Genomic DNA, 23,008 nt, shown 5'->3' with positions numbered 1-23,008 from the left:
TAAGGAAGGGACGATGCGCGCATACGTTTTTCCGGGACAAGGCTCACAAACCGTAGGTATGTTAGCCGACGTAGCTGCCGAGTATCCGGTGGTACAGGAAGTATTTGCCGAAGCCAGTGAGGTGTTAGGCTATGATTTATGGGAACTGGTGCAGTCAGGTCCGGCTGAGAAGCTGAACGAGACGCAACGCACTCAGCCCGCTTTGCTGACCGCCAGTGTTGCACTGTTCCGGGTCCTGGAAGACCAGGGCGTGGACGCACCTGAATGGTTAGCAGGCCATAGCCTGGGTGAGTACTCGGCGCTGGTATGCAGCGGTGCGATGAACTTTGCCGACGCAGTTGCGCTGGTGGCAAAACGCGGCGAACTGATGCAAGAAGCCGTTCCTGCCGGGGTTGGTGCCATGGCTGCGGTGATTGGCCTGGATGATGCCCGCGTCGAAGAGGCTTGCGCTGCGGCAGCGGATGATCAGGTGGTCAGCGCGGTGAATTATAATTCGCCAGGTCAGGTAGTGATTGCCGGTCACGCCGAAGCGGTCGAACGTGCCTCGGCAGCGTTGAAAGAAGCAGGCGCCAAACGCGTACTACCCTTGCCGGTCAGTGTGCCTTCGCACTGTGCGCTGATGCAACCGGCGGCCGAAAAGCTGGCAGTAGAGCTCGGTAAAATTACCCTGCGTACGCCCAATCTACCGGTGGTGAATAACGTCGATGTCAGCGTTGAGCGTGATGCCGATGACATCCGTGACGCGCTGATACGTCAGCTCTACTCGCCGGTGCGTTGGACTGAGACCATTCAGTATCTGGCCCAGCAAGGTGTCACCGAAGTTTATGAGATTGGCCCGGGCAAGGTCTTAACCGGATTAACCAAACGTATCGACAAGTCACTCCAGGGTGACGCGGTCAATTCTGTAGAAAGCATTCAAAAGGTGCAATCATGACAACAACTATGCAAGGACAGGTGGCGTTGGTCACCGGTGCCAGTCGCGGTATTGGTCGCGCGATTGCGGAACAATTGGTCGCGCAAGGCGTCAAAGTGGTAGGCACCGCGACCAGTGACAATGGTGCACAAGCCATTTCTGACTACCTTGGTGATAACGGGCAGGGATTACGCCTCGATGTGACCGACGCGGACAGCGTAGCAGCGGTGTTGAAAACCATCGATGATAACTACGGTCAGCTTGATATTCTGGTCAACAACGCCGGCATTACCAAAGACAACCTGCTCATGCGTTTGAAAGACGATGACTGGGATGCGGTCATTGATACCAACCTGAAGTCAGTATACCGGCTCAGTAAAGCGGTCTTACGCGGCATGATGAAGCGTCGCTTTGGTCGTATTATTAATATTTCTTCGGTGGTGGGTACTACCGGTAATCCGGGGCAGACGAACTACTGTGCGGCGAAGGCCGGGGTTGAAGGCTTTAGCAAATCGTTGGCGCAGGAAGTGGCCGGACGCGGTATTACGGTGAACTGCGTGGCACCAGGTTTTATCGATACAGATATGACCAAAGCATTAACCGAAGAGCAGAAACAGGCGATTTTCGCCAATATTCCGGCCGCACGTCTGGGACAGCCTGAAGAAGTTGCGGCAGCAACGGTTTTTCTGGCGTCGCCGGGTGCCGCCTACATTACTGGCGAGACCATCCATGTGAATGGCGGTCTGGCTATGGTGTAAGTGTTAGGGTAGTGAAGGGGTATGACCTCTCGGCATTTAACAAATTTTTCCTTTATTAATGTTGCCGCATTCACTACACTAAGCGCAATTTTGAACTCGATACCTAAATGAAGGGACATTGTAACAATGAGTACTATTGAAGAACGCGTAAAGAAAATCATCGTTGAACAGTTAGGCGTGAAAGAAGAAGAAGTGAAGCCTGAAGCTTCTTTCGAAAACGACCTGGGTGCAGATTCTCTTGATACTGTTGAGCTGGTGATGGCGCTCGAAGAAGAATTCGAAACCGAAATCCCAGACGAAGAAGCAGAGAAAATCAAAACTGTTCAGGCAGCTATCGATTACGTGACCAATCACGCAAACGACTAAGCTGAACGAATGCAAAAAGGCGGAATGAAAATTCCGCCTTTTTTCTATCCGGAATCACTACCTGATGTTATGGCGCAACGGCAAACCGCTGAATGAACCCGGTCTTGATCGGGGATTGCAGTTTGGCGATGGCCATTTTACCACGCTTACCATCGAGCAGGGACAACCACGCTGGTGGAACGCCCATTGGCAGCGCCTGCGCACTGCCAGTGAGCGACTGGCGATGGGACTCCCCGACGAAACCTCCGTGCTGTCAACGTTGCGGCAGATCCCGCTGCGTGATGCAGTGGTCAAGATTATCATCACGCGCGGCACAGGCGGCCGTGGTTATGGTTTTGCTGCTGCCACCCCGGTCAACTGGTACCTGTCGGCCACAGCTTTAGCGCCGCGCGACAACACCGCAATTAAGGCGCAACATGCTGAATTGCAACTGGCGCGCTCAGCGCAGTTTGCCGGCTTAAAAACACTGAATCGCCTGGAGCAGGTTATGCTCAGCCATGAGCGACAGCAGCGCGGCTGCGCAGAACTGCTGGTCAGTGATACGCAGGGGTATCTCGTTGAGGCCGTTTCCAGCAACCTGTTCTGGCGTGAAGAAAATCAATGGTACACGCCTGACCTCAGTCAGTGTGGGATCAGCGGAATTGTGCGTGAGCAAATTCTCAGTGCGAAGGTTTTAGGCGAGGTCGCGCAGGTCGCGGTTGCGCCTGAGCGGTTGCTGCGGGCCGAGCAGGCGTTACTGACAAATACCGTTTTAGGCTTGCGCCCGCTAGCACAAATCGGCGAACATAAGCTTCATGATTCTACTTTACCTAAGGCGTTAGTATCTTGGTGGCCATTGTCCGACGCGTAATTGTTATTGTTTTACTGGTACTACTGCTTGGCGCCGCTGGCGCAACTTACTACAGTTATAACCTGCTGCAGCGGCCGTTGCAGGTGCCGGCGGGGGAAACCTTAGTCGAAGTAAGTCGCGGAGCGCACGCGAAAGCGGTTCTCAGAGAGCTGCAACAGCAGCAGTTATGGTCGGCCAACCCGGAGCTGACTTATCTTGCCAGTCGTCTCTGGGCTGCTGCCGATCAACTTCAGGCCGGCGTCTACCAGGTACAGCCGGGGCAAACCCTGGGACAGTTCTGGCAACAACTACAACAAGGGCGCCAACATCAGTTCGCGATTACCTTAGTCGAAGGACAAACACTGGCGCAATGGCTGCGGCTGTTACAGCAGCACCCTTATTTGTCTGACCGGGAGTTACAGCAAACCGACGCACTGACGGTGGCTGTTGCCGGCAGCGATCGCTGGCCCTCGCTCGAAGGGTTGCTGGCACCCGATACCTATCATTTCTACGCTGGCACCGGTGTGATCGAGCTGTTACGCACTGCTTATCAGACCCAGCAACAGCGTTTGCAAGCGGCGTGGCAGCAACGGGCACCGCAATTACCCTATACAGAGCCTTATGAGTTGCTTATTATGGCCTCGATTATTGAAAAGGAAACCGGGGTCAGCGGCGAGCGTGACATTGTCAGCTCAGTTTTTGTCAATCGGCTGCGCGAGGGCATGCGCTTGCAGTCCGACCCGACCACTATATACGGTATTGCTGATTTTGACGGTAATCTGACCCGCGCGCATTTGCGTGAACGGACGCCTTATAATACCTATCGCATAGACGGTCTGCCGCCGACACCGATAGCCATGCCGGGTCAGGCAAGTCTGCGAGCCGCGGCTCAGCCGGCGCAGACCGACTACTTTTATTTTGTCGCCGACGGGTCGGGCGGCCACGTATTTTCAAAAACCTTAGCAGAACACAACCGCGCGGTTGATCGCTACCAACGAGGAAAGCATTAGATTATGCAGGGAAAATTCATCGTCGTCGAAGGGCTCGAAGGGGCTGGTAAAAGTTCTGCAATCGCAAGTCTGGTCAGTCACCTGCAGGCGAAAAGCATTTCCACCCTGACCGTGCGTGAACCCGGTGGCACGCCCTTAGCTGAAGCTTTACGTGAGCTGGTGAAACGCAACTGGGACGAGCGTGTCACCGCCGAAACTGAATTATTATTGATGTACGCCAGTCGCGTACAACTGGTTGAAAATGTCATCCGCCCGGCGCTGGCACAAGGCAAATGGGTGATTGCAGATCGCCACGATTTATCCTCACGCGCTTATCAGGGCGGGGGGCGCGAACTTGGCGACGAAAAACTACAAGCATTAAAACATCTGGTACTTGGCGACTTTGCGCCGGATTTAACCTTACTGCTCGATCTTGATCCGGCGCTAGGTCTTGAGCGCGCGCGAGCCCGCGGAGATTTAGACCGCATTGAGCAGGAAACCATGGCGTTTTTTGAGCGTACGCGGGCGCGTTATCTCGAAATTGCGGCACAGGAGCGCAGTATTAAGGTCATTTCCGCCGATCAGCCCATGGGCCAGGTGCATCAGGCGTTAATTAATGCATTAGAGGCCGAACTTTTTGGCGGCGCGAGGGGTTAACGTGAGTCTTCCCTGGTTACGAACGCTTTGGCAGAACCTGGTACGCGAGCAGCAACAGGGCACGTTAGCGCATGCCCATTGCATTCCCTGGCAGCCAGATCTCGGCACCGCCGCGTTAGTTGACGAGTGGATCAAGCTGTTACTTTGTACGCAGTCGCAAAAACGTGCCTGCGGGCAATGTAAGAGTTGCTTATTGCATCAAGCCGGAAATCATCCTGATTTTTACCGGTTAGGCAGTGTTGACGGCAAAGTGATAAGTGTTGATCAGGTCCGGGAGTTATTAGCGAAACTGCAACAGACTCCGAATCAGGCGGGCGCTAAAGTGGTATGGCTGCAGGATGCTGAGAAACTTTCAGTGACCGCCGCCAATGCGTTATTGAAAACTCTCGAAGAACCGACCCGCGCTACCTACTTTATTGTCACGCCGGAGCGCACTGAGCGCTTGTTGCCGACGTTGCGCAGTCGCATGCAATTACAACGTATTCCCCAACCCGGCGCAGAAGAGGTTGCACAATGGCTTGCACAACGACTGCAACGGGTGTTAACTGCAGAAGAGCAGAACTATTGTCAGCGCTATGCCGATCGTCCGCTGGCTTTGTTGCAATGGGCAGAGTCGGGTGATTACCCAAGCGATGATCTGGCAGAGCTAAACGAGTCTTTTACCGCAGGCGCGGCGTTACCGGCGCTGACGAAGACGAACTGGCAAGGTTGGCTATTGGCAACGGAACAGTGGCTGCAAATGCTGATCCGTCTGCAACAGAACGTCGCTGTTACGCAGTTGCAACTTCCGCAGCAGCGCGAGAGTGTAGAAAACTGGTTGCGGCAACACAATTATCAGGTGACAGAATTAAGTTCTTGGTTACAATTATGTTATGCTATACGACAGCGTACAAATGAACAGAGTGGCCTGAACGGTCCTCTGCTATTAAAAGAACTCTGGATGAGGTGGCTTTAGCCATGGCAGCAAAGCGTATACAGCTAAAATCAGAAGAACAGTTACGACGCCTGTACATGCCGTTTATTAAGGGCGGCGCTTTATTTGTAGCCACCACCGACCCCTATGCGATTGGTGATGAATTGACGTTACTGGTACAATTGCCCGGTGATTCAGAGGAGACTTTGATCAAAGGGAAGGTTGTCTGGCTGGCTCCTCTCCGGCCCGGTCGCAGTGACCAGCGGGGGGTAGGCGTTCAGTTTGTTGACGATAAGTCGCATCTGCGTAACCGTATCGAGACCTTGCTGGGTCATTTAGGTGAATCGACGGCGCCGACGGCAACCATGTAATTCATTACACACCGTTAAGGAGTCGCTGTGTTCATCGATTCGCACTGCCATCTTGATAAATTGAAGCTGGACGAATTCGAAGGTTCCCTGCAACAGGTCCTGCAAAACGCCAAACAAGCGAACGTGCAACAGATGCTTTGTATTGGCGTGACCCTTGAAGATTTCCCCAAAATGCGTGAGCTGGTAGCGCCGTATCCGCAAGTTGCCATTTCCTGTGGCGTGCATCCGCTCTATATCGCCAAGCACGCGCTGGTGGAAGAGCAATTGCGTGAGTACGTGCAGGATGATGCCGTCGTTGCGGTCGGCGAAACCGGGCTGGACTATTATTATGACGCTGACAGTAAAGCGATCCAGCAACGCAGTTTTGCCTATCATATTGAGCTTGCCAACAGTTTCGATAAGCCACTTATTATTCATACCCGCGACGCCCGCGACGACACCTTAAGTTTGTTACGTAACGGCCATGCTGAACGCTGTGGCGGAGTGTTGCACTGCTTTACCGAGTCCTATGAGATGGCCAAACAGGCGATTGACGATCTGGACTTTTTTATTTCCATTTCCGGTATTGCCAGCTTTCGTAACGCCACTGAATTACGCGATGTGGTAAAAAAGCTGCCGCTGAATAAGCTGTTAATTGAAACCGACAGCCCCTGGCTGGCACCGGTACCGCATCGTGGCAAACAAAACCAACCCGCTTATGTCGCTGATGTCGCCAAATGTGTGGCTGATATAAAAGGCGTCACATTAGCGGAGGTGGCTGAGCAAACCACAGCAAATTTCTTTCGCCTGTTCAATCGGGTCACGCCGGTGAATGCCTGACCTTTCTTAAAAAAAACCGGTAAAGACGCGAAAAAAATTTAGCAAAAATTATTTTGTTGTCTACACTGAACTTTACCTTCGAAATTTATCGAGTTAGCGCACGGCTCAATCCCTTGAGCCATTCCCCTAGGCTCGGGACTCTTTTTGGTCCCGAGCATTTTTTTATCTACCGACGCCAGACGAGGAGGTAAAGCCATGGGATCAACATTCGATCGCACTGACCGCCCCGATTATGATACTGAATTACAAGCAATTGCTGACTACGTAATGCAGCACCATGAGTTTAGTGAGCTGGCATGGCAAACGGCTCGTTACTGCTTCATGGATACCCTCGGCTGCGGTCTGCTGGCGTTACGCTATCCGGAGTGTTGCAAGCATCTTGGTCCGCTGGTGGAGGGAACTCAGGTACCCCATGGCGCCCGCGTGCCAGGTACCTCGTTTCGGCTTGATCCGGTCAAGGCGGCCTGGGATATTGGCTGTTGTGTGCGCTGGCTTGATTATAACGATACCTGGCTGGCTGCCGAATGGGGCCATCCATCAGATAATCTTGGCGCAATACTGGCGCTGTGCGACACCATTTCGCAGCGCCGGGTCGCTGCCGGCGAGGCGCCGTTGACGCTGGAGACGGTACTTGAGGCGATGATTAAAGCGCATGAGATTCAGGGCGTGTTAGCACTGGAAAACAGTTTCAACCGCGTCGGCCTGGATCATGTGGTATTGGTCAAAGTCGCCTCAACCGCGGTTGCCACCTGGCTGTTGGGGGGAACCAGAGAGCAGGTGCTGGCAGCGTTGTCGCACGCCTGGGTCGACGGTCAGGCGCTTCGCACTTACCGCCATGCACCGAATGCCGGCTCCCGTAAATCATGGGCAGCAGGCGATGCAACCAGCCGTGCGGTACGTTTGGCGGATATCGCGCTACGCGGTGAAATGGGAATCCCGGGTGCGCTGAGTGCTAAACAATGGGGTTTTTATGAGGTTTCCTTTAATAAAACCAATAAAGACCAGCAACTGAAGCCGCGCGATAAATGGCAGTTTAGTCGTAGTCAGGACTATGACTGCTATGTGATGGAAAATATTCTATTTAAGTTATCGTTCCCGGCAGAATTTCACGCTCAAACTGCCTGTGAGGCTGCGGTTGAGCTGCACTCGCAGGTCAAAGATCGCATTGACGATATCGAAAAAATTGTACTGACCACGCATGAATCGGCCATTCGTATTATTTCGAAGCAGGGCAAGTTGGCCAACCCCGCGGATCGCGATCACTGCCTGCAGTATATGGTGGCTGTGCCGTTATTATTTGGTGAGCTCAATGCTGACCACTACGAAGACAGTTTCCACGAAGAGCATCCGCAGATTGACGTGTTACGTGAAAAGATGGAAGTGGTCGAGGAGAGCGCTTACAGCAAAGACTACCTCGATCGTAACAGACGCTCAATTGCCAATGCCGTACAGGTATTTTTTAACGACGGCTCAGCGACGGACAAAGTTGAGGTGCATTACCCGATAGGTCATCAGCAGCGACGCGACGAGGGCATACCGGTGCTTGAGCAGAAGTTCGCGGAAAATCTTGCGACCCGGTTCCCCGCGGAGCGCAGCAAACGCATCCGCGAGTTATGTGATGATCATGCGCGCTTCGTCGCCATGCCGGTACACGAGTTGATGGATTTACTGGTGATTTAGCCGTGCCAAATCACCAGCAGAATCAATAGCGGACAAATAAATTTCACGTACCACGGCCAGATTTTCCAGAACAACGATTTCTGGATATCTGGCGAACCATCCTGCAACGCCTTCAGCAAATAGTTCTGCCGTAAAATCCAGGTTAACAGCACACCAAAGGTTAAGCCCAACAGAGGCTGCATATAAACGGTCGTGAGTGTAATCACCAGCCCGAACAGGGTTTCAAAATGATAAATAATCAGACCGGATAGGACCCCGATCACAATGCCGACAAACCAGGCCGAGCGAGAACGCGGCTGGCCGCTTTCCTCTCGTAGCGCATTTACCGGCGCCTCCAGCATGGAAATTGACGAGGTAATCGCTGCGATGACCATCAGGGCGAAGAAAGCAAACGCCACCCATAAACCAGCACCACCCATAGAGTCGAACATAGTCGGCAGTACGGTAAAGACCAGGGTGTCGGCAGACAACAATACACCTGCATCGTCATAAATAATGACCCCTAACTCTTGAGCGGCAAACATTGCCGGCAGGATCAGTAAGCCGGCTAAAAATGCCACACTGGTATCAAGTCCAGCGACCCAACCTGCGGTTTTTGGCAGATTTTCCTGCTGCGAGAGATAGGCACCATAGGTCATCATACAAGCGGCGCCGATCGACAGCGAGAAGAAGGCCTGGCCCATGGCGCGGATGATCAAATTGGGCTCAAGCACGCGCGAAAAGTCGGGAGTCAGGTACATTTTCAGACCGTCAGCAGCACCGGGTAAGCTCAGAATATAAATGACCATGGCAATCAGCAGAACAAACAGCAAGGGCATCAGCCGGCTGGACCAGCGTTCAATCCCTTCAGTGACGCCGGAGCGCACAACATGAATAGTGAGCAACAGAAAAATGACCATCATACTGAGATTGCGCTCGACGCTAAAAGCGGTCAGCCAGTCGGCCGCATTGGCGAAGCCCAGTAGCTCAGCCAGTGGCGCCAGCATAAAGGCCAGTAACCAGCCGGAGACAATAGCGTAGAAGCTTAAAATCAGCGATAACACGATGAGCGCAATGACCCCGGTAGTGGCGCCAAAACCGCGCCAGAAGCGATTTTCGCCCAGCGCGCGAAGTGCCTCGATGGGATTACGCTGGCGCATGCGGCCAATGGTCAGCTCGGCCACCAGCATCGGGTAGGCAAGCGCCAGGATCATCACCAGATAGACCAGTAAAAAAGCACCGCCGCCGTTACTTGCTGCCTGCGTCGGAAAGCCCCAGATGTTGCCGACACCGACGGCAGAACCCGCGGCGGCAAGAATGAAACCAATACGGGAAGAAAAAGCAGGAGAAGTTGAAGCCATAATTTGTTCTTATCGTTATTGTTGATTTTATCGTTTAATTTAATCGCAATTACGCGCTCAGCTCACCACGCAGATCTGTCTGTAAGCAGCGTTCAAGTTCCTGCTGCGGTAAGTTTTGCGAGAGTAAATAATGTAATTTCGTCAACGCTGCTTCAATAGTCATGTCAAAGCCGCTGATGACGCCAATTTCAGCCAGCGCATTACCGCTGGCGTAGCCGCCCATATTCACTTTGCCTTTGAAGCATTGCGTGCAATTAAGTACGGTAACGCCTGCGTCTACGCCGCGGGCAATGCTGGCCAGCAATGCTTGGTTCTGCGGCGCATTACCCACGCCATAGCTTTGCATAATAAGAGCTTTCACCGGTTGCTGGAGCAAATGGTCGAATAACACCGGTGAAATACCAGGGTAAAGCGGAATCACACCGATCGCCTGGGGGGTGACCCGGGCGACTTTCAGTGGCGCGCTATCGAGTGGCTTCACCATGCCAGCTTTGACACTAATCTGGATACCGGCTTCAAGCAAGGGGCGGAAATTCGGTGAGTCAAAGGCATTAAAGCCGTTGGCGTCGGCCTTGGTAGCGCGGTTACCGCGATACAGTTGGTTATTGAAAAACAGGCCCACTTCATGAATTGGATAATTGGCCGCAATGTAGAGCGCATTTAACAGATTGGTCTGGCCATCGGAGCGTAGTTCGGCCAGAGGGATTTGTGAGCCGGTAATAATCACCGGCTTACCCAGGTTCTCGAACATAAACGACAGCGCAGACGCGGTATAGGCCATGGTGTCGGTACCATGCAGAATGACAAAGCCATCATAATCGGCATACTTTGACTGAATATCATCAGCGATACGTTGCCAGTCCTGCGGCGACATATCCGAAGAGTCCATCAACGGCTGATATTCCTGAATATCAAAGTAGGGCATTTCAGGGCGGAAAAATTCCGGCATTTGATTCACGCAGGAAGTTAAAAACCCCGGCGCAGGGACATAGCCCTGCGCCGATTTCTGCATGCCGATGGTACCACCGGTGTAGGCGACATAAATGCGCTTACGCTGTTCACTCATGATACTTCTTAACCCATTCAATGAATGCCTTAGGGCATAGGGCAGAGCTCACACAGTAAATAGACCCCTTGTGGATCGTTAAACTTGTTGATCAACTGCACCTCGCGCCAGACACTTTGTAATTGTTGTTTGACCGGGTCGATGGTACGTGTAGAAGACGGCGCTGGCAAGAAAACTTCGGCCTGACCGAAGAAGTCCCGCAAGAAACGCTCACGTGCGCTAAGCTCAGGTTGTACAGTTACCACCTGATAGTCGCTGACTTGTGCTGCGGCGGCCGCTGCTTCAATCGCAGCAGGCAAATCACCGAGGTTGTCTACCAGGCCAAGTTGTTGTGCTTTAGCACCGGTCCAGACACGTCCCTGAGCGACTTCATGAACTTGCTCATAGGTCATGTTACGCGCTTCGGCGACCATGCTGACGAAGTCACGGTAGAACTTTTCAATGGAGCTTTGAATCACCACTTCCGCTTCATCCGGTAGCGGGCGGGTAATGTCAAAGACCGGCATTTCAGTGGTGTGATAACCGTCACTGTAAGCACCAAGATGGGCCAGCGAGTCTTCAATGGTGAAGAACATGCCGAACACACCGATAGAGCCAGTAATGGTAGTTGGTGCCGCCCAGATCTGATCGGCGCTGGCAGCAATCCAGTAGCCACCTGAAGCGGCCACCGACGACATTGAGGCAATGACCGGAATGCCTGCTTCCTGTAGCTCAAGTACTTCCTGGCGGATGACCTCGGAGGCAAAGCCGCTGCCTCCGGGGCTGTCAATGCGCAGCACCACAGCTTTGGTTGCATCATTCAGGCGCGCCCGGCGCAGTAGTTCCGCGGTGCTGTCGCCACCCACGCTGCCTGGCTTCTGATAGCCGTCCACAATTACGCCACGAGCGACGACGATGGCAATCTCGTTGGCATCTTCATCGGCGGCTGGCATATCAAGTCGCAATGATTCTGTTTTGAGATAGTTCTGATGACTGATACGACGCCAGTTCTTTTCGTCTTCATCAAGACCGGTCAGGTTGATCATCTGCGTGCGAAAGGCTTCGCGGGACAGTAGCTCATCAGCGAGGCCACCGGCAACGGCAACTTTGGCCATGTCCTGGTTATTTTCCGCCAGTATCGCCTGAAAATCGTCAATTTCGCCGCTCAGCAAACGCGGGTCGACCTCACGGTTTTGCGCAATGATCGCGATATAGTCACTCCAGAGCGCGTCATAGAGCTCGGCGTTGGCTTCGCGCGCCTGTTCAGACATGCTGTTACGGGTATAAGGCTCGACCGCTGACTTATAGGCACCTACTTTAAACACATGGGTACTGACTTTGAGTTTATCGAGCAGGTCTTTAAAGTACAGTCGGTAATTTCCCATTCCCTCAAACATAATGGCGCCGAGCGGGTTCAGATAAACGGCGTCACCGTGAGCGGCAAGAAAATATTGCGGTTGCGTGTAGTAGTCGCCGTAACTGTAGACCGGTTTGCCTGACTCACGAAACTGGAGCAGTGCCTCTGCAACCAGCTTCATTTTATTCATGCCACCGCCGGTGAAATTGCGTAAGTCGAGGTAAATACCACTGATCCGTGGATCGTCGGCGGCGCGTTCAATACTTTCAACCACGTCACTTAATAAGGTTTCCGGTGGCGTACTTGGCGAGCCGAAGGCATCGTTAAAAAAGCGATCCATAGGATCAACCCAGGTTTTCTCTTCCACCAATGCGCCGTCAAGCTGCACCACCAGGACACCGTTTTCCGGCACCAACATAGGTTCTTCGTCGGTAACCAGTACCGCAATAACTATGAACAAAAGCAGGAAAAAGATGACGTTTAGCAGAAACTTCCGGATGTTATTAATCAGCCCGAAAAGCTTCTTAAAGACATTGGCGATTGCACTCATGTGATCAGCGTCCTTAAAATTTTAAACAGGTAATGATGAAGAATACTGAACATTCAGCGAATAAACTACCCTGACAATGTAACAGAGCATGATCCTTTGCTAAGCTAGCAGCTCTGACAATCTTCATGCTCGTCATTGAGCCGACTCTTACTGGACAGGAAAGTTATGCAGGCCATTGAACTTCTTACCACCCGCTCATCGATGCCACGCCTTATTGAGCCAGGCCCGAGTGCGGAACAATTTGAATTAATGCAACGTGCCGCGGGACGCGCGCCCGATCATAAGGCACTGATGCCATACCGCTTTGTGGTTTTTCAGGGTGAGGGACGGCAACGTCTTGGCGCTATTTTTCGTGCTGCGGCGGAAGCAAAGGGCTTGAGCGAGGAAGCCTGTATGAAGGCAAGCCAGCAGCCCATGCGGGCGCCGATGGTGATCGCATGCCTGATGGATTATCAGCCCCATGAAAAAGTGCCGCGTGATGAGCAATTTGCCACTACAGCCTGCGCCACCTTGTTGCTCCAGCAAGCAGCCTTTGCGCAGAACCTCGGCGCTATCTGGCGCACCGGGTGGTTTGCCGAAGACGCTGCGGTATTGGCAGCACTGGAAGCAAAGTCAGAAGATGCAATTGTCGGCTTTTTATATGTAGGAACCCCGGCGGTACCCACGCCGATCAAGCCTGACAAAGCCATCGCTGACAAATTCAGCGACGGCTAACAGGAGAGGGCGCTTAAAAGTCGAGCGTTTTAGGCGCCCGCGGGAAAGGAATCACGTCACGGATATTGGTCATACCGGTCACGTAGGTGACCAGGCGCTCGAAGCCGAGGCCAAAGCCAGCGTGGGGTACGGTACCGTAACGACGCAAGTCACGGTACCAGCTGTAATGTTCAAGCGGTAAGCCCATCTCTTGCATGCGGCTGTCTAAACGGTCAAGGCGCTCTTCACGGGCGCTGCCGCCGATGATCTCACCAATGCCTGGCGCCAGTATATCCATTGCCGCGACAGTCTTGCCGTCGTCATTCTGGCGCATGTAAAAGGCTTTAATATCTTTCGGATAGTTTTTCAGCACAATCGGCGCGCCGACATGCTCTTCCGCCAGATAGCGCTCGTGCTCCGACTGCAGGTCCATTCCCCAACTGACCGGATATTCAAACTTCTTGCCACAATTTTGCAGAATTTCAACCGCGTCGGTGTAATCCATATGCACGAACTCATTGCTAACCACGTGGTTGAGACGATCCAGCACGTTCTTGTCGATGCGCTGCTGGAAAAAGGCCATATCATCAGCGCGTTCTTCAAGTACGGCTTTAATACAGTACTTGAGCATATCTTCTGCAAGATGCGCGATATCGTTTAAGTCCGCAAATGCCAGCTCAGGTTCTACCATCCAGAATTCTGCCAGGTGGCGGCTGGTGTTTGAGTTTTCTGCACGGAATGTCGGACCAAAGGTATAAACTTTCGACAACGCACAGGCAAAGGTTTCGACGTTAAGCTGGCCTGACACGGTCAGAAACGACTCTTTACCGAAAAAGTCTCTGGTAAAATCGACCGCGCCTTCTTCACCGCGCGGCAGGTTCATCATGTCCAACGTAGAAATGCGGAACATTTCACCGGCGCCTTCTGCGTCCGACGCAGTGATAATCGGGGTTGCCACCCATAAGTAGCCACGCTCATGGAAGAAGCGGTGGATGGCCTGGGCCAGACAGTTACGCACCCGCATGACTGCGCCGGTGACATTGGTACGCGGGCGCAAATGCGCATACTCGCGCAGATATTCCATCGAGTGCGGCTTCGGCGACATCGGGTAGGTGTCAGGGTCTTCGACAAAGCCGTAAACTTCAACTTTAGTGGCTTGCAGTTCGTAGGCCTGGCCTTTACCGGCGGACTCGGCAACGGTGCCGGTAATGGCAACACTGGCACCGGTGGTGAGTTTCAATACTTCGCTTTCATAATTGTCGAGTTCATTAGGGACAACGGCCTGAATTGGATCAAAGCACGAACCATCATGAATGTTAATGAACGAAATACCGGCTTTTGAGTCACGACGGGTACGCACCCAGCCGCGCACTGTGGTTTGTTCACCAACGGCGATTTTACCCGCTAAAACATCGACAACTGTAGCGAAGGACATACGTCTGAAAACTCCGTGTAAAAATCAATCAAAAAAGAGTGTCTATGTTACCTTGCTTTGCCCAAGACTCAAGCGAAAATCACGTAATTCATGCCCGTGCGGCCAGATCAGCGATGGCCTGTGTTAACTTGCGCAACTGTGACGACGAAATAATAAAGGGCGGCATCAGGTAAACCAACTTGCCAAAGGGACGGATCCATACGCCGGCTTCAACAAATGCCTGCTGCGCGGCGGCCACGTCCACTGGTTCACGCATTTCTACGACCCCAATGGCGCCAAGGCAGCGAACATCCGCAACGGCGGGCAATTCGCGCAGCGGCGTTAACGCGTCATGAAGCTGCCGGGCAATGGTCGCAACCTGTTGTTGCCAATCATTTTGTTCAAGCAATTCAAGGCTGGCATTGGCGACGGCGCAGGCAAGCGGATTCCCCATAAAGGTCGGCCCGTGCATAAAGGTGCCACCGGCGGGCCCCTGGCTGATAATATGCCCGACGTCCGCGCTGGCCAGAACCGCCGCCTGCGTCATGTAACCGCCGGTCAACGCCTTGCCCAGGCACATAATGTCCGGTTGAACTGCGGCATGCTCACAGGCAAACCAGCGCCCGGTGCGGCCAAAGCCGGTCGCTATCTCATCTGCGATGAGCAGCACCTCAAACTCACGGCAGAGCGCAGCGGCTTCACTAAGAAATTGCGGATGATAAAAGCGCATTCCCCCGGCGCCTTGCACAATAGGCTCGAGGATAAGCGCGGCTAATTCATGCTGATGTTGCTCAAGCAACTGGCGTAACGGCGCAATGGCCGCGGGTTCCCAGGTATCTTGTGGCGTAACAGCCGGCACCGGGGCAAACAGTTGTTCGCGCAGGGCGCCGCGGAATAAGGTGTGCATGCCGTTGACCGGATCACATACCGACATCGCCGCGAAGGTATCGCCATGGTAACCACCACGAATGGTAGCAAGACGGTTTTTCGCCGGTTTGTCACGGGCGGCCCAGTACTGCACTGCCATCTTGATGGCTACCTCAACCGCCACCGAGCCGGAATCGGCCAGAAAAACATGCTGCATGTTCGCCGGCGCGTGGCGCAGCAAGCGCCGACACAGATCGACGGCCGGCTGATGGGTGATACCGCCAAACATGACATGGCTCATCTGACTGCTCTGGCGCTGTAGTGCCGCATTCAGATGCGGGTGATTATAGCCATGAATGGCAGCCCACCAGGAGGACATACCGTCGACCAGGCGACGGCCATCACTGAGGATCAGCTCGCACCCTTGCGCTGCTGCCACTGGATAGACCGGCAGCGGCTGGTGCAGGGAGGTGTAGGGATGCCAGATGTGCTTGCGGTCAAAAGCTAAATCATCGTTTTGCATAAAAAATATACAACCGTTAAGTTTTAAGGCGGTAAAAAGTTGACAGTGTACCCGATCAGGGTATCCTCTTCGAGCATAACCAGAATCAATTTGAATCACCAACCGGAACAATTCGATGACTGTCTCAACTCTACGCCATGACTGGCGCCGCGAAGAAATAGAAGCGTTATTTGCGCTGCCATTTAACGATTTGCTGTTCCAGGCTCAGCAAGTTCATCGGGAAAATTTTGATGCTAATAAGGTACAGGTCAGTACCTTGCTGTCAATTAAGACCGGCGCCTGTCCTGAAGACTGCAAATATTGCCCGCAAAGCGCGCATTATCGTACCGATGTCGATCGCGAACGCCTGTTAGCCGTAGAAAAAGTTCTGCAGGAGGCGGAAGCCGCTAAAGCGCAGGGCGCGAGTCGTTTCTGTATGGGGGCAGCCTGGCGCAATCCCAAAGATCGCGATATGCCTTACATTATCGAAATGGTGCAGGGGGTTAAAAAACTTGGCCTGGAAACCTGTATGACGCTGGGCATGTTGTCTGCAGAGCAAGCTGAGATGCTAAAGCAGGCAGGGCTTGATTATTACAACCATAACCTTGATACGTCGCCGGAGTTTTACGGCGAAATCATCAGCACCCGTACGTATCATGACCGGTTGCAAACGCTTGCCAATGTGCGTGACGCCGGTATGAAGGTTTGTGCCGGTGGTATCGTTGGTATGGGTGAGAGTCGTAGTGACCGCGCCGGGCTATTGCAGCAATTGGCTAATTTACCGAAGCATCCGGAAAGTGTACCCGTGAATATGCTGGTGAAGGTAAAAGGCACGCCCTTTGCCGAGCTGGATGACTTAGATCCCTTTGAATTTGTGCGCTCTATTGCGGTCGCGCGCATTTTGATGCCGCAGTCATTCGTACGCTTAAGTGCAGGTCGTGAAACCATGAACGATGAGCTACAGGCGCTTTGTTTTATGGCCGGCGCCAACTCTATCTTTTATGGGGAACGGTTGTTGACCACCCCGAATCCTGAGGCAGATAAAGATCAGCAACTGTTCCAGCGGCTTGGCATTGAACCGCTGCAACATGAAGGCTATAGCGACGACGTGCATGAAGCGGTGATTGGCGACGCGCTGCAGGAGCAGGAGCAGCCGGTACGTTATTACGAAGTCAGCTAAAGTTTACCGGTCGACACCAACGTGAACCCTGTGATTGCAACCCTCCTTACTGAGCAGCTTGCGGCGCGTATCCAGCAACAGCGGCTGCGGCAGTTAACAACGGTGACCCCGGTGTCGGCACGTGAAATCAGCGTTAGCGGTGCGCGCTTTTTACAGTTTTCCAGTAATGACTACCTCGGCCTGAGTCAGCACCCACAGGTGTTGGCGGCTTATGCGGCGGCACCGCAAGCAGGTAGCCGGGCCTCGGCGCTGGTAACCGGTTATAGTGCGCAGCACCAGGCGCTGGCAGACCTGTTGGCAGATGTGCTTGAGCGTGAGCGCGTCGTGTTGTTTAGTTCCGCCTTTGCTGCCAATACCGGTGCATTGGGAACGCTTGGTCAGCATTATCAGCAGTTATGGCTGGATCGACTGTCCCATGCCTCCTTACTGCAAGGCGCGCGGCAAAGCGGTGCGCGCTGGCGGCGTTTCCGGCACAATCAGTTGGCAGCCCTTAATGACCGGCTTACGCAGCAGCAGGGGCCAGCGTTACTGATTAGCGAGTCGGTGTTTAGTATGGACGGCGATAGTCTGGCCGCTGAGCAATTACAGACCTTACTGGCAGCTCATCCGACGCTTGATGTATTACTGGATGACGCCCATGGCTTTGGCGTTTGCGGTGACCGTGGCCGCAGTGTTGCTGCACAGTTTAGCGCGCAACAGGTGGGAATTGTCAGTCTGGCCTTTGGCAAAGCTTGCGGCGTGGCGGGCGGTGCGCTCGGCCTCGACAGCACCACGGCTGACTACCTGATCAATTTTTGCCCTGAACTCATTTATTCAACCGCAATGCCACCGGCTCAGGCGGGGGCAATTGCGACGGCAGTAAAACTCATTCTTGCCCCCGCGGGGGAACAGCTACGGCAGCGACTGTGGCAAAACGTCGCGCAATTTCAGCAGCAATGTGCCGCACAGGGTTTGCCGGTAAGTCAGAATAAACACCCGATCCAGACATTGGTCGTCGGCAGTGATGCCACTGCGTTGGCGATGAGCGCGAGTTTGCGCCAGCAAGGCATCTGGTGCAGTGCCATTCGCCCACCAACGGTGCCCGAGGGCACCGCGCGCCTGCGTCTGACACTGACTGCCGCGCATACTGAGGCAGATATTCAGCAATTAGTGACAGCGCTTTACCGAGCCTGTCAGGAGTCTAATGTATGAGGTTGGTAAGTCACTATGACAAAAGCCGGGTAGCGCGACAGTTTGGGCGGGCCGCCGTCGGCTATGCCGAGCATGACCATTTGCAGCGCCAGGTGCTGGCGCAACTTTTACCCTATCTGCGGCCGCAACCGGGTCTGCTGGTAGATGTTGGTTGCGGACCGGCGCATCATTTTCAGCGTCTGTGTCAGGTGAGTAACCATTACATTGGCATTGATCTTGCCCCGGCGATGCTGGCGCAGGCAGCGCAACACCTGCCGCCGGCGCAACTGATGTTAGCTGACATGGAGCAGTTACCGCTGGCCGATGGCAGTGTACACAGTCTGTTCAGTAATCTGGCGATGCAGTGGGGCAATGACCTGTCCGGTTTGCTGGCTGAATGGTACCGGGTACTGGCTCCGGGCGGACAATTGGCCGCCTCGACGGTACTGGCAGGCTCATTGTGGCCGCTGTCTGAATGCTTTACCGCCGTCGACGGACAGCCCCATACCAATCGCTGGTATGGCTTTGATGAATTTGCCTTACTGGCGGGACGCTTGCCCTGGCAGGTGGAATGTCAGGAACTGGTGATCACCCAGGAGTTTGCCACGGTTGCGGCCATGCTGCGTGAGCTTAAAGGCGTAGGCGCCAACTATACCGCACGGGAACAACAGGGACTGTTTTCACGTACCCGTATGCAACGTTTATATCAGGCATTGGAACGCCATCGTAATGCTCGCGGCCTGCTGGAGTTGCAGTGGCGCATCGGGCTTGTTACCGGTCGCAAAGAACTTGAGGAAAATTAAAGATGACTTGTGTTTTTGTGGCAGGTACGGATACCGATGTAGGGAAGACCGTGGTGACGGCAGCGTTACTGACCCGCCTCAATCAGGGCGGTTATCGTACCCTGGCAATGAAGCCAGTGGCGGCCGGCGCTGAGCAAACTCCCGACGGGCTGCGGAATAGTGACGCGCTGGCACTGCAACAGGCAATGAGTGTTGAGGTGCCTTACGAAAGCGTCAATCCCGTTTGCCTGGCACCGCCTGTCGCTCCCCATCTGGCTGCGGCGCAAATTGGTCAGCGCCTCAGCGCGCGGGAGCTTTACCACGCGCAACAACAGTTACTGGACTATCCCCACGATGTACTGATGATTGAGGGTGCCGGCGGTTGGCAGGTACCACTGAACGATAGCGAGAGCCTGGCGGATTTTGCCCGGCTATGCACAAATAAAGTGGTGTTGGTGGTGGCCATGAAACTGGGCTGTCTGAATCACGCACTTCTGAGTGTGGCTGATATTCAGCGCGAGGGTGTTGAGGTGATCGGTTGGGTAGCGAACCAGCCGCAATCTGAGCCAATGCGCTTGCATGAGGAAAATCTTGCGTGGCTGACCGCCCAGTTACAACAACGCTTTAATGTGCCTTGTCTGGGCAGTCTGCCATTTTTACCGGCGGCAACCGCGCAGCAGCTCGCGGATCACTTACTACCCAGCCAGGAACTGATGTCCGTGTTGCAGGGTAAGGTTGCTTTGCTGCCCTGATGGAACACGCAACCATCGACGTCGCCGATTAATTGCATATGGTCGTCAGTCACCCGTAGCGCGGTGCCTTCGCGGATAGCAAGCACCGGTGTCTCAGGTGCCAGCGCCATAAATTCGCTCAGTCGCTGATCGCGGGTTTCGCCGTGAAAGCCAGGGGGCTGATAATCGGTGTAATGCGGGTTGAGCTGAAACGGCACGAGCGCCAACGCGTCAAACGAGGCGGGCTCGACAATCGGCATATCATTGGTGGTGCGAATGCTCAGCCCGGCGATATTCGCGCCGGCACTCCAGCCAATATAGGGCACCTCTTGCTGAACGGCATGCTGAATCGCTTGCACCAGATCGCGTTGTTGCAGTTGTGCGAGCAGGTGGAAGGTATTACCGCCACCTACCAGAATGGCATCGGCGCCCGCCAGAGCCTGCGCCGGATCCGTTTCGCGGTGCAGGCCGCGGACCTGGTAGCCCTCCGGCTGTAATGCCGCGGCGACTTTGGCGGTATAGTCGTCATAACTCATACCGACCCCCGCAAAGGGCACGAATAACAGTGAGCACGGCGGCGCGACGTGCTGGCGCAATTGTGGTATGACCGGGGCGAGATAGGAGCTGTCACCAGCTTTAGAACTGGAACACAAAAGCAATTGACGGGGCATAAGTCACCATGGTTTCAGATTACAAAAAAGTCTGCCAAGGCTAGCAAAAAAGCGCGCTATTGGCGATTGAATTCAGGTACACTAGACACCATTATAAAGCTCGCTACCGATGTTTTCTAAGAGGTTCTAACATCATGAAACGTATCGTCTTATTCTTAGCCACCAACCTCGCTATTTTGTTGGTGCTGAGTGTGGTTATGAGTCTGGTACTACCGGCGTTTGGCGTGGATCCGTCAAGCTATTCCGGATTATTGGTTTTTGCTGCGGTATTTGGTTTTGGCGGCGCATTTATTTCGTTAGCCATGTCGAAATGGCTGGCAAAGCGCAGTGTTAACGCGCATACCATTACCACTCCGCGTAATGCCACCGAGCGCTGGCTGGTGCAAACTGTCGCACGGCAGGCACAACAGGCCGGCATTCCCATGCCGGAAGTGGCCATCTACGATTCGCCGGAGCCGAACGCGTTTGCCACTGGGGCGAGTAAGAAAAGCTCGCTGGTAGCGGTGAGTACCGGGCTGTTGCGCGGTATGCATGAAGATGAAGTCGAAGCGGTGCTGGCGCACGAGGTAAGTCATATCGCCAACGGTGACATGGTCACTCTGACCCTGATTCAGGGTGTGGTGAATACCTTCGTGATTTTCTTTGCGCGGGTCATTGCCGGCATGATTGATAATGCGACACGCAGTGATTCCTCCGATGGCCGCGGTCTGGGCGGGATGGCCTATTTTGCGATTGTCATGGTTTTAGAGGTTGTGTTTGGTATTCTCGCCAGTATTATCGTTATGTGGTTCTCTCGCCAACGCGAATACCGCGCCGATTATGGCTCGGCCCGCTTAGTCGGACCGCATAAAATGATTGCCGCCTTACAGCGTTTACAAAACGCAAAAGAGTCGCAGCTTGACGGTAGCATGGTTGCCTTTGGTATTCAGACCAAACGTAGTATGAGTGAATTGTTTATGAGCCATCCGCCATTGGCGAAACGTATTGCGGCGTTGCAACGAATGACACGTAACTGACATCTAACAGAGAAGTAAAAAGGATCATCATGACCAACTGGAGTGCGCGGAGCTGGCGCGAAAAGCCAATCCAACAGCAACCGACTTATCCCGATCACGAACATCTGAAAACCGTTGAGCATCAGCTAAAGATGTTTCCACCGTTAGTGTTCGCTGAAGAGATTCGTGCATTACGGCGTCAATTGGGGCAGGTCAGTCAGGGGCACGGCTTTTTGTTGCAAGGCGGTGACTGCGCTGAGTCATTCGCTGATTTTAATGCACCAAAAATTCGCGATACTTTCAAAGTCATTCTGCAAATGGCGATTGTGCTGACCTTTGCCGGCTCCTGTCCGGTCACCAAAGTCGCACGTATGGCCGGGCAATATGCGAAGCCGCGTTCCAGCGATCTGGAAACCATCGACGGTGTTGCGCTACCCAGCTACCGCGGCGACATTATTAACGGTTCCGATTTTACGGAGGCCGCGCGCCAGCCAGACGCACAGCGCATGGTGCAGGCTTATCATCATTCAGCAGCCACACTGAACCTGCTCCGCGCCTTTGCGCAGGGCGGACTTGCCGACTTGCACAAGGTGCATAAGTGGAACATGAGCTTTGTCGCGGCAAACCCGCTCAAAGACAAGTACCTTGAAGTAGCTGAGCAGATACAGTCGGCACTGAAATTTATGGAAGTGTTAGGTATCACTGCCGATACCAACGCGACGATTCACGAAACACAGTTATTTACCTCTCATGAAGCGTTATTGTTGCCGTATGAAGAGGCGCTGACCCGCACCGATACCTTAACCGGTCTGCCGTATGACTGCTCAGCACACATGGTTTGGATCGGCGAGCGCACGCGCCAGCTTGATCATGCCCATGTTGAGTTCATGCGTGGCATTCATAACCCGATCGGTGTTAAAATAGGTCCGACCACTAAGCCTGATGACGTTATTCAGTTGCTGGATGCGCTGAATGCGGGCAATGAGCCCGGCCGGATTACCCTGATAACCCGCATGGGCGCCGACCATCTGGCAGACGCTTTGCCGGCAATTGTCCGTAAGGTGAAGGCGGAAGGCCGCCATGTGGTGTGGTCAAGTGATCCGATGCATGGCAATACGGTGAAAGCTGAGAACGGCTTGAAAACGCGTAATTTTGACGCCATCCATCAGGAACTCAGACAGTTCTTCGCGGTCCATCAGGCCGAAGGCACCTATCCCGGTGGCGTTCACCTGGAGATGACTGGCGAAGATGTCACTGAATGCACCGGTGGTGCGTACCAGATTAGTGAACAGGATTTGACCCAACGCTATCGCACCCAGTGTGATCCGCGTTTGAACGCCGACCAGGTACTGGAACTTGCTTTCCTGGTCGCTGATTCTCTCCGTGAGGCTCGTCAAGGCCGCGGTTAACAGACAT

23 protein-coding genes are annotated in these 23,008 nt (G+C 53.8%); 17 read left to right on the top strand and 6 right to left on the bottom strand.

What is annotated here, in order from left to right; genetic code table 11:
- Positions 1 to 13 precede the first annotated feature (13 nt).
- From fabD to CWI71_RS08075, 10 genes are all read left to right on the top strand, one after another.
- Positions 14 to 934: an ACP S-malonyltransferase gene (fabD, locus tag CWI71_RS08120; RefSeq protein WP_126754762.1), complete on the top strand. Its 921-nt coding sequence runs from the start codon at positions 14 to 16 to the stop codon at positions 932 to 934.
- Positions 931 to 1,671, top strand: a complete 741-nt coding sequence (fabG, locus tag CWI71_RS08115; RefSeq protein WP_126754761.1) for a 3-oxoacyl-ACP reductase FabG — start codon at positions 931 to 933, stop codon at positions 1,669 to 1,671. The genes fabD and fabG overlap by 4 nt, the downstream gene beginning before the upstream one ends.
- Before the next feature lie 126 nt (positions 1,672 to 1,797).
- Positions 1,798 to 2,037 carry an acyl carrier protein gene (gene acpP / locus CWI71_RS08110; protein ID WP_126754760.1) on the top strand — a complete coding sequence of 80 codons (240 nt, stop codon included), beginning with the start codon at positions 1,798 to 1,800 and terminating at the stop codon, positions 2,035 to 2,037.
- 64 nt (positions 2,038 to 2,101) lie between these two features.
- Positions 2,102 to 2,887 carry an aminodeoxychorismate lyase gene (pabC, locus tag CWI71_RS08105; protein WP_126754759.1) on the top strand — a complete coding sequence of 262 codons (786 nt, stop codon included), beginning with the start codon at positions 2,102 to 2,104 and terminating at the stop codon, positions 2,885 to 2,887.
- On the top strand, positions 2,866 to 3,876 hold the full coding sequence (gene mltG / locus CWI71_RS08100) for an endolytic transglycosylase MltG (RefSeq protein ID WP_157981083.1): 1,011 nt from the start codon (positions 2,866 to 2,868) through the stop codon (positions 3,874 to 3,876). The genes pabC and mltG overlap by 22 nt, the downstream gene beginning before the upstream one ends.
- A 3-nt stretch (positions 3,877 to 3,879) precedes the next feature.
- On the top strand, positions 3,880 to 4,512 hold the full coding sequence (gene tmk / locus CWI71_RS08095) for a dTMP kinase (RefSeq protein WP_126754757.1): 633 nt from the start codon (positions 3,880 to 3,882) through the stop codon (positions 4,510 to 4,512).
- 1 nt (position 4,513) lies between these two features.
- Positions 4,514 to 5,467 carry a DNA polymerase III subunit delta' gene (locus CWI71_RS08090; protein WP_157981082.1) on the top strand — a complete coding sequence of 318 codons (954 nt, stop codon included), beginning with the start codon at positions 4,514 to 4,516 and terminating at the stop codon, positions 5,465 to 5,467.
- A gap of 2 nt (positions 5,468 to 5,469) precedes the next feature.
- A complete protein-coding gene (locus CWI71_RS08085) occupies positions 5,470 to 5,796 on the top strand; it encodes a PilZ domain-containing protein (RefSeq protein WP_126754755.1) in 327 nt (108 codons plus the stop codon).
- Positions 5,797 to 5,823: 27 nt separating this feature from the next.
- The gene (locus CWI71_RS08080) at positions 5,824 to 6,615 is read left to right on the top strand and encodes a TatD family hydrolase (RefSeq protein WP_126754754.1); all 792 of its coding nucleotides are present in this window, start codon (positions 5,824 to 5,826) and stop codon (positions 6,613 to 6,615) included.
- 195 nt (positions 6,616 to 6,810) lie between these two features.
- Positions 6,811 to 8,295 carry a bifunctional 2-methylcitrate dehydratase/aconitate hydratase gene (locus CWI71_RS08075; protein ID WP_126754753.1) on the top strand — a complete coding sequence of 495 codons (1,485 nt, stop codon included), beginning with the start codon at positions 6,811 to 6,813 and terminating at the stop codon, positions 8,293 to 8,295.
- Here CWI71_RS08075 and CWI71_RS08070 read toward each other — a convergent pair.
- From CWI71_RS08070 to sppA, 3 genes are read right to left on the bottom strand one after another with little or no spacing between them, the layout of a single operon-like run.
- Positions 8,292 to 9,635 (bottom strand): sodium-dependent transporter, encoded by a 1,344-nt coding sequence (locus tag CWI71_RS08070; RefSeq protein ID WP_126754752.1) that lies wholly within the window; start codon positions 9,633 to 9,635, stop codon positions 8,292 to 8,294. The genes CWI71_RS08075 and CWI71_RS08070 overlap by 4 nt on opposite strands.
- Before the next feature lie 49 nt (positions 9,636 to 9,684).
- On the bottom strand, positions 9,685 to 10,701 hold the full coding sequence (ansA, locus tag CWI71_RS08065) for an asparaginase (protein ID WP_126754751.1): 1,017 nt from the start codon (positions 10,699 to 10,701) through the stop codon (positions 9,685 to 9,687).
- 29 nt (positions 10,702 to 10,730) lie between these two features.
- A complete protein-coding gene (gene sppA, locus CWI71_RS08060) occupies positions 10,731 to 12,587 on the bottom strand; it encodes a signal peptide peptidase SppA (protein ID WP_241967662.1) in 1,857 nt (618 codons plus the stop codon).
- 165 nt (positions 12,588 to 12,752) lie between these two features.
- Between sppA and CWI71_RS08055 the strand changes: the two genes are divergently transcribed.
- On the top strand, positions 12,753 to 13,301 hold the full coding sequence (locus CWI71_RS08055; RefSeq protein ID WP_126754750.1) for a nitroreductase family protein: 549 nt from the start codon (positions 12,753 to 12,755) through the stop codon (positions 13,299 to 13,301).
- Positions 13,302 to 13,314: 13 nt separating this feature from the next.
- On the opposite strand, the gene asnS is transcribed toward CWI71_RS08055, so the two are convergent.
- A complete protein-coding gene (asnS, locus tag CWI71_RS08050; protein ID WP_126754749.1) occupies positions 13,315 to 14,715 on the bottom strand; it encodes an asparagine--tRNA ligase in 1,401 nt (466 codons plus the stop codon).
- Between the two features lie 88 nt (positions 14,716 to 14,803).
- A complete protein-coding gene (bioA, locus tag CWI71_RS08045) occupies positions 14,804 to 16,084 on the bottom strand; it encodes an adenosylmethionine--8-amino-7-oxononanoate transaminase (protein ID WP_126754748.1) in 1,281 nt (426 codons plus the stop codon).
- A gap of 115 nt (positions 16,085 to 16,199) precedes the next feature.
- On the opposite strand from bioA, the gene bioB reads away from it, so the two are divergent.
- Genes bioB through bioD form a run of 4 tightly spaced genes read left to right on the top strand, consistent with a single transcriptional unit; the run spans position 16,200 to position 19,947 of the window.
- Complete coding sequence (gene bioB, locus CWI71_RS08040; RefSeq protein ID WP_126754747.1) at positions 16,200 to 17,243, top strand: biotin synthase BioB; 1,044 nt, start codon at positions 16,200 to 16,202, stop codon at positions 17,241 to 17,243.
- A 30-nt stretch (positions 17,244 to 17,273) separates the two neighbouring features.
- Positions 17,274 to 18,434, top strand: a complete 1,161-nt coding sequence (locus tag CWI71_RS08035; protein ID WP_157981081.1) for an aminotransferase class I/II-fold pyridoxal phosphate-dependent enzyme — start codon at positions 17,274 to 17,276, stop codon at positions 18,432 to 18,434.
- Positions 18,431 to 19,216 (top strand): methyltransferase domain-containing protein, encoded by a 786-nt coding sequence (locus CWI71_RS08030; protein WP_126754745.1) that lies wholly within the window; start codon positions 18,431 to 18,433, stop codon positions 19,214 to 19,216. Before CWI71_RS08035 ends, CWI71_RS08030 begins: the two co-directional genes overlap by 4 nt.
- A 2-nt stretch (positions 19,217 to 19,218) precedes the next feature.
- The gene (bioD, locus tag CWI71_RS08025; RefSeq protein ID WP_126754744.1) at positions 19,219 to 19,947 is read left to right on the top strand and encodes a dethiobiotin synthase; all 729 of its coding nucleotides are present in this window, start codon (positions 19,219 to 19,221) and stop codon (positions 19,945 to 19,947) included.
- On the opposite strand, the gene pepE is transcribed toward bioD, so the two are convergent.
- Positions 19,884 to 20,597: a dipeptidase PepE gene (pepE, locus tag CWI71_RS08020; RefSeq protein ID WP_126754743.1), complete on the bottom strand. Its 714-nt coding sequence runs from the start codon at positions 20,595 to 20,597 to the stop codon at positions 19,884 to 19,886. The two genes, bioD and pepE, sit on opposite strands and share 64 nt — an antisense overlap.
- A gap of 134 nt (positions 20,598 to 20,731) precedes the next feature.
- On the opposite strand from pepE, the gene htpX reads away from it, so the two are divergent.
- The gene (gene htpX, locus CWI71_RS08015; protein WP_126754742.1) at positions 20,732 to 21,613 is read left to right on the top strand and encodes a protease HtpX; all 882 of its coding nucleotides are present in this window, start codon (positions 20,732 to 20,734) and stop codon (positions 21,611 to 21,613) included.
- Between the two features lie 29 nt (positions 21,614 to 21,642).
- Complete coding sequence (locus CWI71_RS08010) at positions 21,643 to 23,001, top strand: class II 3-deoxy-7-phosphoheptulonate synthase (RefSeq protein ID WP_126754741.1); 1,359 nt, start codon at positions 21,643 to 21,645, stop codon at positions 22,999 to 23,001.
- Positions 23,002 to 23,008: the final 7 nt, after the last annotated feature.

The sequence above is a fragment of the Pseudidiomarina insulisalsae genome (assembly GCF_003987065.1).
In the GTDB taxonomy this organism is placed as follows: Bacteria; Pseudomonadota; Gammaproteobacteria; order Enterobacterales; family Alteromonadaceae; genus Pseudidiomarina; species Pseudidiomarina insulisalsae.
This window is presented reverse-complemented; position numbering and strand designations above follow the sequence as displayed.

Excerpts from the sequence above, each read along its gene's own strand:
- fabD (WP_126754762.1), top strand. The coding sequence starts at position 14 with ATGCGCGCATACGTTTTTCCGGGACAAGGCTCACAAACCGTAGGTATG.
- fabG (WP_126754761.1), top strand. The coding sequence starts at position 931 with ATGACAACAACTATGCAAGGACAGGTGGCGTTGGTCACCGGTGCCAGT.
- acpP (WP_126754760.1), top strand. The coding sequence starts at position 1,798 with ATGAGTACTATTGAAGAACGCGTAAAGAAAATCATCGTTGAACAGTTA.
- pabC (WP_126754759.1), top strand. The coding sequence starts at position 2,102 with ATGTTATGGCGCAACGGCAAACCGCTGAATGAACCCGGTCTTGATCGG.
- tmk (WP_126754757.1), top strand. The coding sequence starts at position 3,880 with ATGCAGGGAAAATTCATCGTCGTCGAAGGGCTCGAAGGGGCTGGTAAA.
- CWI71_RS08085 (WP_126754755.1), top strand. The coding sequence starts at position 5,470 with ATGGCAGCAAAGCGTATACAGCTAAAATCAGAAGAACAGTTACGACGC.
- CWI71_RS08075 (WP_126754753.1), top strand. The coding sequence starts at position 6,811 with ATGGGATCAACATTCGATCGCACTGACCGCCCCGATTATGATACTGAA.
- CWI71_RS08070 (WP_126754752.1), bottom strand. The coding sequence starts at position 9,635 with ATGGCTTCAACTTCTCCTGCTTTTTCTTCCCGTATTGGTTTCATTCTT.
- ansA (WP_126754751.1), bottom strand. The coding sequence starts at position 10,701 with ATGAGTGAACAGCGTAAGCGCATTTATGTCGCCTACACCGGTGGTACC.
- sppA (WP_241967662.1), bottom strand. The coding sequence starts at position 12,587 with ATGAGTGCAATCGCCAATGTCTTTAAGAAGCTTTTCGGGCTGATTAAT.
- CWI71_RS08055 (WP_126754750.1), top strand. The coding sequence starts at position 12,753 with ATGCAGGCCATTGAACTTCTTACCACCCGCTCATCGATGCCACGCCTT.
- asnS (WP_126754749.1), bottom strand. The coding sequence starts at position 14,715 with ATGTCCTTCGCTACAGTTGTCGATGTTTTAGCGGGTAAAATCGCCGTT.
- bioA (WP_126754748.1), bottom strand. The coding sequence starts at position 16,084 with ATGCAAAACGATGATTTAGCTTTTGACCGCAAGCACATCTGGCATCCC.
- bioB (WP_126754747.1), top strand. The coding sequence starts at position 16,200 with ATGACTGTCTCAACTCTACGCCATGACTGGCGCCGCGAAGAAATAGAA.
- CWI71_RS08030 (WP_126754745.1), top strand. The coding sequence starts at position 18,431 with ATGAGGTTGGTAAGTCACTATGACAAAAGCCGGGTAGCGCGACAGTTT.
- bioD (WP_126754744.1), top strand. The coding sequence starts at position 19,219 with ATGACTTGTGTTTTTGTGGCAGGTACGGATACCGATGTAGGGAAGACC.
- pepE (WP_126754743.1), bottom strand. The coding sequence starts at position 20,597 with ATGCCCCGTCAATTGCTTTTGTGTTCCAGTTCTAAAGCTGGTGACAGC.
- htpX (WP_126754742.1), top strand. The coding sequence starts at position 20,732 with ATGAAACGTATCGTCTTATTCTTAGCCACCAACCTCGCTATTTTGTTG.
- CWI71_RS08010 (WP_126754741.1), top strand. The coding sequence starts at position 21,643 with ATGACCAACTGGAGTGCGCGGAGCTGGCGCGAAAAGCCAATCCAACAG.